Genomic DNA, 11,740 nt, shown 5'->3' with positions numbered 1-11,740 from the left:
GTAGGTGCCGGACGGACGGAGGACAACGGGCCTCGCGTCCGACGGCAACGGAGATGTCCTGGCCCGCGCTGCCGGGGACGGAGGTGCCGACGTCATGACCGCGACCGCGGAACCCTTCGGCCACCCCGCCCTGTTCTACAGGGACGAGCGGGAGTACCTCAGGGGCACCGTGCCCTTCGTACGCGAGGGACTCGAGGCCGGTGAGCCGGTCGCGGTGGCCGTCCCCGGTGACAACCTCCGGCTGATCGAGGCCGGTCTCGGCGCCGACGCCGGGTCCGTACGGCTGCTCGACATGCGCGAGGTCGGGCGCAACCCCGGCCGGATCATCCCGGCGGTGCTGAGTGCCTTCGCCGACGCCCAGCCGCCCGGACGCCGGGTGCGGATCGTCGGCGAGCCGGTCTGGGCCGGCCGTACGCCCGTCGAGTACCCGGCCTGCGCGCAGCACGAGGCGCTGATCAACCCGGCCTTCGAGGGGCGGGAGGTCACCATCCTGTGCCCGTACGACGCCGCCCGGCTCGACGGGCGGGCCCTCGCCGACGCGTACGCCACCCACCCCGAAGTCATTCCCTCAGGTGCCGCCGGGCAGCGGGAGAGCGCCGCCTACGCCCCCGAGCAGGTCGTCGACCGCTACAACGAGCCCCTGCCGCCGGTGCCGGACGCGTTGTCGTTCTTCTTCACGGCGGGCACGCTGTCGCAGGTCCGGCACGTCGCCGTCGCCGAGGGCGCGCGGCTGGGGCCCGCCGCCACCCGGCTCGAGGACCTGGCCCTGGTCGTGGCCGAGCTGACCACCAACAGCGTGGTGCACGCGGGCGGTTCGGGCGAGCTGCGGGTGTGGGCGCAGGACGGTTGCGTGCTGTGCGAGGTACGGGACAAGGGCCGCCTCGACGATCCGCTGGCCGGCCGCCGCCCCGCCCCCCGCGAGCAGCGCGGCGGCCGCGGACTGCTGCTGGTCAACCTCGTCGCCGACCTGGTCCGTGTGCACACGGGCGAGGAGGGCACCACCGTCCGCTGCTGGTTCGCCAACTGACCACGCGGTGTCTCAACGCGCCCGCGACTCAGGTGGGTTGACGGCCGCGTGGGCTGACGGCGTCCGGGTGCCGACGCGTCGGGCGGGCAACGCGGTTACGCGCCCAGTGGGTTGAGGACCATCGGTTCGATCTCGCCCTCCAGCATCGCGCCCAGGCCCTGGATCGCGCACACGTCGGGGCGTTCGGCGATGTGGACCGGCATGCCGGTCGCCTCGCGCAGCATCTGGTCCAGGCCCGGCAGCAGCGCGGAACCGCCGACCATCATGATCCCGCGGTCGGCGAGGTCGGCCACCAGATCCGGCGGGCACACGCGCAGCACCTTGTAGATACCGTCGAGGACGGCGGTCAGCGGTGTCAGGATGGCCTCCCGTACGGCGGCGGTGTCGATCCGCACGGACCGGGCCAGCCCGGTGGCCACGTCCCGCCCGTGGATCTCGGTGGACGCCGGGCCCGACGGGGTGAGCCCGTTGCCGGACAGGGCGATCTGGAGGGGCCGCAGGGACTGGCTGGGCAGCGTCAACGCGTGAGCCAGGCGAAGGTGTTGCACGATCGCCTGGTCAACGGCCTCTCCGCCGACGGGAATGCGCTCGGCGGTGACGATCGAGCCGAGCGAGAGGACGGCCACCTGGGTGGCCGCGGCCCCGCACACCATGATCATGGTGGCCTCGGCCCGCTCCACGGGCAGCCCGCAGCCGACGGCGGCGGCGATGAGCGTGTCGACGAGTTCCACCCGGCGCGCGCCGAGCCCGACGAGCGTCTCGATCGTGGCCCGCTGGGCGAGCGGATCGGCGTCGTGCGGGGTGCAGGCGGCGGCCCGCAGCCGGGCCGCCTTGCGGCGCAGGGTGCGGCGCATCCCGTCGCCGAGCAGGTGCCGCAGCATGCGCTGCGCCATCTCGATGTCGACGACCGTACCTCCGGAGACCGGGCGGACGACCCTGATGTACGCGGGGGTGCGGCCCGTCATCCTCTCCGCGAACTCGCCGACCGCGATCAGGGCCCCGTTTCGGGTGTTCACGGCGGCGACGGAGGGCTGGTCGACGACGAGCCCCGGGCCCTTGACGTAGACACGGGTCCGGGCCGCTCCCAAATCGACGGCGAAGTGGCAGCGGCGCAACTGCTCCAGAGTGGCGGACATGGCGGAGCCTCCTGAGAGCGCGGACCGTGGCGGCCACCGGAAGGAGGCCTCCCTGGCATCGTGCTCGGGTGGCACGGCGGGCGCCCGTTCAAGGGGGCCGGGCGGGTCGCCGCTGGACGGGTGCATTCCGGCGCGCCGCGCGTAAGAAGCGGCGCACCAGGACAGATGACCGGCCCCCGTCGCGGGTTGGGCCCGTGAGGGATCCGCGGGGGACTGGGCCTTCGCGGGCCGCCGTTCAGCCCCGGGGCAGCGCCCGCTTCATGATCTTCCCCAGGTCGTTGCGGGGCAGGGCGCCGAGGAACCGGACGATGCGGGGCCGCTTGTGCGGGGCGAGGCGCCGGGCCACGTGATCGGCCAACTCCTCGGAGCCCGGCGGGAGGTGCGGATCGGCCGGGACGATCCAGGCGACGATCCGCTCACCGAGATCGTCGTCGGGCTCCCCGGTGACGGCGGCCTCGCGTACCTCCGGGTGCTCCAGGAGCGCGTTCTCGATCTCGCCCGCACCGATCTTGTAACCGCCGCTCTTGATCAGGTCGGTGGCCTTGCGGCCGACGATGCGGACCTGCCCGTCGGGGTCGCGCACCGCCATGTCGCCGGTGCGGAAGAAGCCGTCGGCGGTGAACGCGGCGGCCGTCGCGTCGGGCCGGTTGAGGTACTCGGTGAACAGGTTCGGCCCGCGCACCTGGATCTCGCCGACCGTCTCCCCGTCGTACGCCGCGATCTCCGTACCGTCCTCCTCCACGAGCCGCAACTCGACGCCGGGCAGCGGCACCCCGACCGTCCCGGCGCGGGACTCGCCGTCGGCCCGCACGCTGGTGTTCATGAGCGTCTCGGTCATCCCGTACCGCTCGATCACCCGCCGCCCGGTCGCGGCCGTGATCCGCTCGTGGTCGTGCACGGGCAGCGCGGCCGAGCCGGAGACCAGCAGCCGGGCCCCGCCGAGGGCCTTCGCCAGCTCCGGGTCGCCGGGCAGCGCCTCGGCGATCCGGTGGTACATCGTCGGCACGCCGAACAGCATGGTCGCCCCGCCGTTCAGCTCGCGTGCCACGCCGTCCGTCGTGAACCGCCCCAGGTGCCGTACCTCCCCGCCGCGCCGCAGCGGTCCGAGGACGCCCAGCACCAGTCCGTGCACATGGAACAGCGGCAGCCCGTGCACCAGCACGTCGTCACCCCTCCACTGCCAGGCGTCGGCCAGCGCGTCCAGGGTGGCGGCGAGCGCCCGGCGGGGCAGGACGGCGCCCTTGGGCGGCCCGGTCGTACCGGAGGTGTAGACGACGAGGGCCGGGTCGCCCTCGCCGGCCCCGTCCTCGGGAACGCGCCCCACGTCCCGCACATCCACGTCGAGTCGCTCCAACCCCGCGAGCGCGGCGGGCAGTTCGTCCCCGGGCGCGGCGAGCACCACGGGCGGCGCGCTGTCGGTGAGGATGTGCCCGAGCTCCTTCACGCCCGACCTCGGGTTGAGCGGTACGGCGGCGACCCCGGCCAGCAGCGTGCCCACGACCCCGACGGCCGTCTCCAGTCCCGGAGTCGCCCACACCGCGACCCGCGACCTGCCACGCACCCGGGCGGCCACGGCCCCGGCCGCCGCCGCGAGTTCCGCGTACGTCAGCGACCGGTCACCGAACCGCAGCGCGGGCCGCTCACCGGGATCCTTCGTCAGGGCGGGGAAGAGGGAGGACACGTGGGGGACTCCTTGCGACTCTCGTACGGGCCGGCCGGGGGCCGGCGACTGAGGTTCCTGCACCAGGGGCGACCGTACGCGCCGGCGCGGGCGGTTGTTAGCCTGCGTGGCCCGTCACTGTTCGCAGCCCTGTACGGGGATCCACGAGGATCCACCAGGATGGAGGCAGCCGTGCCCCGCATCGCGCTCGTCACCTGCCGGCCCGCGCCCGGTATCAGCGCCGACCTGGACCTTCCGGTGCTGGTGGAGGCGCTGGAGCAGGCCGGGGCCGAGGCCCGGGCCGTGGCGTGGGACGACCCGGGGGCCGACTGGGGCGGGTTCGATCTCGCCGTGATCCGCTCGACCTGGGACTACAGCTGGCGGGTGGCGGAGTTCACGGAGTGGGCCGAGCGGTGCGCGAAGGCCACACGGCTGGCCAATCCCGTCGAGGTCGTGCGGTGGAACGTCGACAAGCGGTACCTCGGGCAGCTCGGGGCGGCCGGGGTGCCCGTCGTGCCGACCCGGTACGTGGCTCCCGGAGACCCGGTCGACCTGCCCGTCGACCACGAGTTCGTGATCAAACCGGCGTTCGGGGCCGGCGCGCGGTTCGCCGCCCGGTACACGCCCGACGAGCGTGACACCGCCGTACGGCAGCTCGCGCGGATGCACGCCGAGGGGCTCACGGCCATGGTGCAGCCGTACATGCGGCGCATCGACGCGGGCGGGGAGCGTGCGCTCCAGTTCCTCGGCGGACGCCTGCTGCACGCGGGCCGCAAGGGTGCCGTCCTCGCCCCCGGCATCGCCTACGACGAGCGCAAGGTGGCCCACCCGGGCATCGCGCCCTGGACCCCGACCCCGGCCGAACTCGCCGTCGCCGAAAGCGCGTTGGCAGCCGTGCCCGGCGCTCCCGAGCTTCTCTTCGCCCGGGTCGACCTGGTGGACGGGGAGGACGGCGAACCCCGGCTCATGGAGCTGGAGCTGGTGGAGCCGAACCTGTTCCTCCGGCTGCACCCGGAGTCGGTGGCGGCGGTGACGGAGGCGATCCTGGCCGCCGCCGCGGGCTGAGCCGCTATTCGCTCACGCGCGTGCGCTGCAGCAGGCCCCAGGTGAACTCGGCCACGACCTCCCGGGGGACGCCCTCCCCGTCCGGGGCCCGGAACGCCAGCCCCCAGCGGGTCGGGGCGGTGCCCTCCAGGGGGCGGGCCGGGGCGAAGGCGCGGGCGGCCTCGTCGACCGTGCAGGACCAGGGGGTCAGATCGGCCACGGTCCGCAGGCCGGGCCCCTCGGCGCCCGGGGCGCGCACCAGCCACTCGTTCCAGACCCGGCCGTCCGGGGCGACCAGTACCTCCAGGCGCAGGTCGGGCCAGAGCGGGACGGGCCACGTACGCGCCTCGCAGTCCAGATCGCCGATGCGGCGGGCGGTCGTCGACTCGGGCTCGCCGAGGGCCGAGCGGTAGCGGGACGCGGCCGAGCGGGCCCGTGGCGAGCGGGCCATCGCCTGCCAGCGCTTGTTGGCCTCGCGCATCTGTTCGCGGGAGACGCCCAGCGTACGGCGGGCGTCCTCCACCAGCTCCGGGTTGTGGTCGGCCATGCGGCGCAGCAGTACGAGCTGGAAGTCCAGCGGGGTGAAGGCGGGGCGCTGTCCGGAGGGCGTGGTCATGCGGTCCATCGTCGCCCACCCGGCCCTTCCGCCCATTGCCCGCGCATTCCGCTCTGACTAGCCTGTGTTCGTCATGCCGACCGCCTGTTGAAATGTCGAACAGGCATGGATCGCACAGGCGCATATCAGGCGCATATCAAGGGAGGGGGCCGGTCGTGGGACGCCTCGTACCTGCCGTGACCCGGGCTCTGGACATACTCGAGCTCTTCCTCGACGGGGACGGGACTCTCTCCGCCCCCGACATCGTGCGCGGGCTGGGACTGCCGCGCACCACGGTGCACGAGCTGGTCACCACGCTCGCAGCCCGCCAGTACATCGTCCCCGTGACCGGGCAGCCCGGACGCTACCGGCTGGGCGTACGCCCGTACCAGCTCGGCAGCCGCTACGCGGAGCAGCTGGACCTCGCCGCCGAGGGCCAGTCGGTCGCCCGCTCGGTCGCGGAGACCTGCGACGAGACCGTGCACGTGGCGATCCTGGAGGACACCGACGTCATCTACATCGCCAAGGTGGACTCCACGCACGCGGTGCGCATGGTCTCCGCGGCCGGCCGCCGCCTCCCGGCGCACTGCACCTCGGTCGGCAAGATGCTGCTCGCCTCCCTGCCCGAGGCGGAGCTCGGCGCGCGCATCCCGGACGACGCCGAACTGGTCGCGATGACGCCGCACAGCATCACCGACCCGGCCACGCTGCGCGAGACCCTGGGCGAGGTCCGGCGGCGGGGCGTGGCGGTGGAGAGCCGCGAGTCCAACCCGGACGTCAGTTGTGTGGCCGCGCCGGTGCGCGACCGTACCGGGCAGGTGGTCGCGGCCCTGTCCATCTCGGTGCCCATGATCCGCTGGAGCGAGGAGCGGCGGGCGGAGCTGGAGCGGCTCGTCGCGCAGGGCGCTGCCGGGCTGTCCGAGCGGCTCGGCCACCGGGGCGCGGCATGACGGGCTACGAGGTCGCCGTCCATGCCCGGGCGGAGCTGGGCGAGGGCCCGACCTGGGACCCGGCGGCCGGGCGGCTGCTCTGGGTCGACATCCTCTCCTCCCGGGTGCACGTCTACGACCCCTTCTCGGGCCGGTGCACGGTCCGTACGACCGAGCAGCACGTGGGCGCGGCGAAACCCCGCGCGGGCGGCGGGCTCGTGCTCAACCTCCGGGACGGTGTGGGTCTGGTGGACCCCGACGACGCCTTCCGCTGGCTGCATCACGACCCTGCTCCCGGCCGGCGCGCCAACGACGCCGCCGTGGCACCCGACGGCTCCCTGTGGGTCGGCACCATGCGCTACGACGAGGCCCCGGGAGGCGGCACCCTGTCCCGCCTCACCGGCGACGGCACGGCCGAGGTGGTGCTGCCCGCCGTGGCGGTGAGCAACGGCACGGCCTGGAGCCCCGACGGCCGCCTGATGTACTACGTCGACTCGCCGACCCGCCGTGTCGACGTCTTCGACTTCGACGGCCGACGGATCACGGGCAGGCGGCCGTTGGCCCAGGTGGAGCAGGGCGCCGGCTTCCCGGACGGCCTCACGGTCGACGCCGACGGCTGTGTCTGGGTGGCCCTGTGGGACGGCGGCGCGATCCGCCGCTACACCCCCGACGGCACTCTGGACCGCGTGCTCGCCCTCCCCATCTCCCGCCCCACCGCCTGCGCCTTCGCCGGCCCCGGCCTGACCGACCTCTACGTCACCACGGCCCGTACGGGCCTAACCGCCCCCCACCCCCTGGCGGGCTCTCTCCTCGTTGTCCCCGACGCGGGGCGGGGCCTGCCCCAGCCCGCCTTCGCGGGCTGACTCCTGCGTGCCCCGGGGGGCCGGGTCAGGCGTTCGTCCGGTCCAGCTCCTGAAGGATCTTGCGTTCGGCCGGGGTCAGCGGCGGGCCCGACAGCGGCGGGAGCAGAGGGCCGTTCAGGACGTCGAGGAGGGTGTCGGGGCGGAGGAGGCGCTCCGGGCCGCTGCGGAGGCTGGTGACCTCCCAGAGGGCGGCCGCGGCGCGGTAGGAGCCGGTGGCCGCCCGCGTCAGACGGCGGCTGTAGACGGTGACCAGACGGTCGGCGGCTCCGGGCCGGGCGCCGCGGCTGTCCGGGTACCAGACGTCCTGGCCGACCGCGGCCGCCCAGGCCGCGTCGACCGGCCGGGCGGCGTCGCGCTGCACCCGGCGCGCGAGACCGGGCGCGTCCGGGCCGGACCGGCGCAGTTCGTCGCGCAGCAGCCGGGCGCCGAGCGCGGCCACCGACATGCCCTGCCCGTAGCCCGGGTTGTAGGTGGCCACCGCGTCGCCCAGCGCCACGAAGCCCTCCGGCCACCGCGGCAGCTTCTCCAGGTAGCGGCGCGCGTTGCTGGTGCTGCGGCTGATGTACACGTCGGTGAGGGGCTCGGCGCCGGAGACGAGCCTGCCGACGAGGGGGGACGGCAGATCGAGGGCGTAGCGCAGGAATCCGTCGGGGTCCGCCGGTGGTTCGCCGCCCCGCGAGCCGGCGAGGCTGACCATCCAGCGGTCGCCCTCGATCGGCAGGACCATGCCGCTGCGGCCGGGGCGGCCCGCGTACGGGTCGGCCTGCACCATCGTCAGCGGGAACTGCTCGGCCCCGGCGGGCGTGCGGTACACGCGGGTGGCGTTGACCAGCCCGGCGTCCACGCCGCGTTCGCGCACCCCGGAGATCCCGAGCTCCCCGAGCCAGGTCACCACCCGGGTCCCGCGCCCGCTCGCGTCGACCACGAAGTCCGCGGGCAGCACCTCCTCCGCCGCGGGGGCGGCGAGGCGCACACCGCGCACGCGCCGCGCGTCGCCCACCAGGCCGACCGCCTGCGCCTTGCGGATCACCGTCCCGGTGTGGGCGAGGACGGTGGAACGGACCGTGAAGTCCAGCAGGGCGCGGGTGCAGCTCAGCATCCGCGGCCCGTCGTGCCGCCAGCGCCGGAGCCAGCCCTCGGGGGTCAGGGCCACCATGCCGTGGCCCAGCGGTATCTCCCGGGCGCCCGCGGCCAGCAGCCGCTGCCGGATGCTTCCGCCCGGCATCAGCTCCTCCATGGCGGCCAGGCCGCCGGCCATGAGCAGATGGGCGTGGCGCCCCTGCGGCAGGCCTCTGCGGTGCTCCGGGCCCTCGGGCAGGTCGTCGCGGTCCACCACGACCACGTCGTCCACGACGTCGGACAGCACCGCCGCGGCCAGCATGCCGGCCAGTCCGGCACCGATGACGACAGCTCTACGGGGCATGGGGCTCCTCGGAGTCGGCCATGGCCTCAGCCATGGGTGGTCCTCACCGTTCCCGCGCGTGAGGCGGTTTCGGAGGGTGTACGGACCAGCGTCTGCGCCAGTTCCACCAGACCGCTGGTTCCGGACACCTCCGTGGCGTGGAGGCGGTAGCCGCTCGGCGCCGGAAGCGGCTCCTCGCGGGCGGCGGCGCGGCGCGCGGCGTCGGCGAGCATCGCCGCCTCCGCCGCGATCCGCGCCTCGTGCGCGTCGCGGCCCGCGCGCCGGGCGGCGGCCAGCGCCCGCTCGCGGACCGCGTCGTCGAAGTACGGGGCGAGGCCCAGCAGCGCGTCGTGGATGGACACCTCGCGCCACTGCAGGCGGGCCAGCGGCAACTGCCACCACGAACTCGGCGGCTTGGGCGCGGTGGACACGAACCGCACCCTCGACCACAGCGGGCCCAGCCGCCGGTGGTCGCGCAGGCCGCGCGCCTGCGCGAGGGCCGCCGGGAGCAGTCTGGGCAGCACGAAGCCCGCCGAGCACAGAAGCGCGGCGAGGGAGGCCATCGGCGGGGCGACCTTCGTGGACAGCACGTCCAGGTCGTGTCCCGTCCAACGGGCCACGACCGCCATGTACTTGGTCAGCTGGAAGCCCGCCACGTCCAGCGCCGAGCCGGCCAGGATCAGCCGCAGTCCGGCCCGCAGCAGCCCGGTGACCTCACGGCTCCACTTGACGCACAGCGCGCACGCCGCCAGGGTCGCGGCGCTGTGCCCGAGCAGGTAGAGCAGGATCATCTCGCGCAGATACGGCGTGTTGGCGTAGTAGGTGTCCAGGTCGGTGAGCCGCTCGGTGCGGGCGTCGCCGAGGGCGAACAGCACGACGATGGCGACGATCAGCGGGGCATAGACGGCGATGCTGCGCAGCACTGTGCACCGCACCCGCTCGGGCGGGCCGCCCCGCCAGTTGATCAGCAGGATGAGCAGCGAGCAGCTGTACGCGGAGAGCATCCCGTAGGTCAGCGGGGCACCGAAGTTGGGGATGCCGGTGAGCTCGTTGACGGTGGCCAGTGTCAACGGCGCCGAACAGACGAACACCAGCGAGCCGAGCACGATCGCCGCGCAGGTGGACATGGTCAGCGGATTCCGTACCGCGGTCCGCGGTCGGCGCAACAACACGGTGGCGGAGAGCCCGAAGATCCCGGCCGCCAGATAGACGACAAGACTCACCCCGGCCACCTCCCCCCACGGCGCGTGGCGGCCGCCCGGGCGGCTGCCTTACGGGTGGCTGTGCGTGGTGCGGCGGAAGGGTGGGGCGTCGAGCGCCCTGCCGTGGACATGGGCGCGGTTGTGGGGGGTTCCTGTGGCGGCGGTTGTGCCGCCGGCGCGGCTGTCATGGGGTGCTCGTGGGGGTTGGGCCGGTGGGGATGCGGGGGGTTGTCGCGGGGGGAGGGGCGGACAGGGCGTCCGCGACGCGGACCAGGGCGGCCGGGCCCGGTACCCGGACGGTCAGGCGGTCCGCATCGCCGGGCAGCGGCACTCCGGTTTCGCGTACGGCGGCGGCGATGACCGCCGCCCACGCGGCGGCCTCGGCGCGCTCGGCGTCCCCGGTCGCCCCCAGCACCGCCTCGTGGGTCCGTTCGTACAGGGACCGGTCGAAGGACGCGTCCAGATAGCTCAGCGCGTTGTGGATGCTGGTCTGGCGCCACATCAGCCGCGTGGTGGGCGTGGCCCAGCGCGGCCGCGGCAGCCGCAGGCAGCGGCGGGTGAGCAGGTCGTCCAGCTCGCGCTCCAGCGGTTCCAGCCGCGCGAACGCCATCCGGGACCGCCGCCACTCGGTGAGGCGGGGCCCCGCCAGCGGCACCAGGATGCCCGCCGACGTCAGCAGCGCGCCCAGCCCGGCGGCGGCCGGCGAGACGTTCGTGCTGAGCCCCGACCAGTCCCGCCCGCACCAGCGGGCGACCACGGCGACGAGCTTGGTGACGCTGTACCCGCCGCCGCACAGCGACCCCACCCCCAGGACCACAAGACCCGCCCGCAGCCAGCCGGTCACGTCGCGGGCCCAGCGCAGCGCGGACACCGCGGTGACGCTGACGGCGCAGAGGTGCCCCACCAGGTACAGCACGATCATCTCGGCGAGGAACGGCGTCGTCGCGTAGTAGGTGTCCAGGTCGGTACGCCGCTCCACCGGCGCCTCACCGAGCGCGAACATGGCGGCGATGCCGACGAGCACCAGCGTGTAGGCCACGATCCAGCACCGGGCCACCCGGTGCACGCGCTCGCCGCCCCGCCAGTGGACGACGAGGACCTGGGAGGCCGCGCTGTAGGCGGTGATCGACGCGTACGTCAGCGGCGCCGCGAGGTTGGGCACACCGCTGAGCCGGTTGATCGCGCCGACCGTCGGCGGGGCCCCGAGCAGGAAGCAGAAGCCGGCCAGACCCAGCACCGCGCAGATCGCGCGCAGATACGGATCGCTGCGGTGACGGGCCAGATCGGGCGCCTTCACCGCCAGGCCCAGCCACAGCACACCGCAGCTCACGTAGTTGATCAGGCCGCTCATCCGCCGCGAATCCCCCGGTAGTTGAGGGCCGCCCCGATGCGTCCGGCGAGGTCCTGGCCGTGCTCGGGGCCCTCCGCGCCGACCGGGTCCGCCGACGCCTCCAGCCAGGTCCGCAGCCGACGGCCCATCAACATGCCGAACTGGTCGGCCTCCTGCTCGTCGGCGAGGCTGAAGTCGGTGCGCGCCGCGACCGGCCGGGGCGGTCCCGCGGCCGGGGCGGCGTCCGCGTCGCTCTGGCGTCGGCTCATGTGCCACACCTCGTGGCAGAAGATCACGATCTGGTGCCACACGGCGGCCCGCTGGTCGACGACGACCACGTCCTGCGTCTCGCCCTCCAGCCAGAGCCCGCTGGCGGTGTGCGGCGGGAACACCTCCCGCCGGACGACGACCCGGCGGCCCCGCCAGGCGCTGACGGAGTCGACGAGCGCGGCCAGCAGCACCTCCGGGTCGGCGGGCACGGGCACCTGGATCGGGTCGATGAGCGCGTCGGCGAGCCGGCGCATCTCCCTCTTCCTACGCACCATGTTCCCC

11 protein-coding genes are annotated in these 11,740 nt (G+C 74.5%); 4 read left to right on the top strand and 7 right to left on the bottom strand.

Annotation, left to right across the window (positions count from 1 at the left end; all coding sequences use genetic code 11):
* Positions 1 to 94 precede the first annotated feature (94 nt).
* Positions 95 to 1,027: an anti-sigma factor RsbA family regulatory protein gene (locus tag OIE49_RS12270; RefSeq protein WP_326802344.1), complete on the top strand. Its 933-nt coding sequence runs from the start codon at positions 95 to 97 to the stop codon at positions 1,025 to 1,027.
* Between the two features lie 95 nt (positions 1,028 to 1,122).
* On the opposite strand, the gene OIE49_RS12265 is transcribed toward OIE49_RS12270, so the two are convergent.
* Entirely contained in the window at positions 1,123 to 2,163 is a 1,041-nt protein-coding gene (locus OIE49_RS12265) for a rod shape-determining protein (protein WP_326802343.1), read from the bottom strand.
* A gap of 235 nt (positions 2,164 to 2,398) precedes the next feature.
* A complete protein-coding gene (locus OIE49_RS12260; RefSeq protein ID WP_326802342.1) occupies positions 2,399 to 3,844 on the bottom strand; it encodes an acyl-CoA synthetase in 1,446 nt (481 codons plus the stop codon).
* Positions 3,845 to 4,015: 171 nt separating this feature from the next.
* Here OIE49_RS12260 and OIE49_RS12255 point away from each other — a divergent pair, with 171 nt between their 5' ends.
* Positions 4,016 to 4,888 carry an ATP-grasp domain-containing protein gene (locus OIE49_RS12255; RefSeq protein WP_326806204.1) on the top strand — a complete coding sequence of 291 codons (873 nt, stop codon included), beginning with the start codon at positions 4,016 to 4,018 and terminating at the stop codon, positions 4,886 to 4,888.
* Positions 4,889 to 4,892: 4 nt separating this feature from the next.
* Here the strand turns inward: OIE49_RS12255 and OIE49_RS12250 are convergent, their stop codons facing one another.
* Positions 4,893 to 5,483 (bottom strand): hypothetical protein, encoded by a 591-nt coding sequence (locus tag OIE49_RS12250; protein ID WP_384318090.1) that lies wholly within the window; start codon positions 5,481 to 5,483, stop codon positions 4,893 to 4,895.
* Positions 5,484 to 5,638: 155 nt separating this feature from the next.
* On the opposite strand from OIE49_RS12250, the gene OIE49_RS12245 reads away from it, so the two are divergent.
* On the top strand, positions 5,639 to 6,412 hold the full coding sequence (locus OIE49_RS12245; protein ID WP_100566963.1) for an IclR family transcriptional regulator: 774 nt from the start codon (positions 5,639 to 5,641) through the stop codon (positions 6,410 to 6,412).
* On the top strand, positions 6,409 to 7,254 hold the full coding sequence (locus OIE49_RS12240; RefSeq protein ID WP_326802340.1) for an SMP-30/gluconolactonase/LRE family protein: 846 nt from the start codon (positions 6,409 to 6,411) through the stop codon (positions 7,252 to 7,254). The genes OIE49_RS12245 and OIE49_RS12240 overlap by 4 nt, the downstream gene beginning before the upstream one ends.
* Positions 7,255 to 7,279: 25 nt before the next feature.
* Here OIE49_RS12240 and OIE49_RS12235 read toward each other — a convergent pair whose 3' ends face one another.
* The 4 genes from OIE49_RS12235 to OIE49_RS12220 form a co-directional block, all read right to left on the bottom strand.
* Positions 7,280 to 8,677, bottom strand: a complete 1,398-nt coding sequence (locus OIE49_RS12235) for a pyridine nucleotide-disulfide oxidoreductase (protein WP_326802339.1) — start codon at positions 8,675 to 8,677, stop codon at positions 7,280 to 7,282.
* A 26-nt stretch (positions 8,678 to 8,703) separates the two neighbouring features.
* Positions 8,704 to 9,879: an MAB_1171c family putative transporter gene (locus OIE49_RS12230; protein ID WP_326802338.1), complete on the bottom strand. Its 1,176-nt coding sequence runs from the start codon at positions 9,877 to 9,879 to the stop codon at positions 8,704 to 8,706.
* 163 nt (positions 9,880 to 10,042) lie between these two features.
* The gene (locus tag OIE49_RS12225; protein ID WP_326802337.1) at positions 10,043 to 11,209 is read right to left on the bottom strand and encodes an MAB_1171c family putative transporter; all 1,167 of its coding nucleotides are present in this window, start codon (positions 11,207 to 11,209) and stop codon (positions 10,043 to 10,045) included.
* Positions 11,206 to 11,730, bottom strand: coding sequence for a toxin (locus OIE49_RS12220; protein WP_326806203.1), 525 nt, complete (start codon positions 11,728 to 11,730; stop codon positions 11,206 to 11,208). Before OIE49_RS12220 ends, OIE49_RS12225 begins: the two co-directional genes overlap by 4 nt.
* Between the last annotated feature and the right edge of the window lie 10 nt (positions 11,731 to 11,740).

This window comes from Streptomyces sp. NBC_01788 (genome assembly GCF_035917575.1).
Taxonomy (GTDB): domain Bacteria; phylum Actinomycetota; class Actinomycetes; order Streptomycetales; family Streptomycetaceae; genus Streptomyces.
Note: the sequence above shows the minus strand (reverse complement) of the source record. Positions and strands in the feature narration are given on the sequence as shown.

Coding starts and splice junctions, on each gene's coding strand:
- OIE49_RS12270 (WP_326802344.1), top strand. CDS start 95: ATGACCGCGACCGCGGAACCCTTCGGCCACCCCGCCCTGTTCTACAGG.
- OIE49_RS12265 (WP_326802343.1), bottom strand. CDS start 2,163: ATGTCCGCCACTCTGGAGCAGTTGCGCCGCTGCCACTTCGCCGTCGAT.
- OIE49_RS12250 (WP_384318090.1), bottom strand. CDS start 5,483: ATGACCACGCCCTCCGGACAGCGCCCCGCCTTCACCCCGCTGGACTTC.
- OIE49_RS12240 (WP_326802340.1), top strand. CDS start 6,409: ATGACGGGCTACGAGGTCGCCGTCCATGCCCGGGCGGAGCTGGGCGAG.
- OIE49_RS12235 (WP_326802339.1), bottom strand. CDS start 8,677: ATGCCCCGTAGAGCTGTCGTCATCGGTGCCGGACTGGCCGGCATGCTG.
- OIE49_RS12225 (WP_326802337.1), bottom strand. CDS start 11,209: ATGAGCGGCCTGATCAACTACGTGAGCTGCGGTGTGCTGTGGCTGGGC.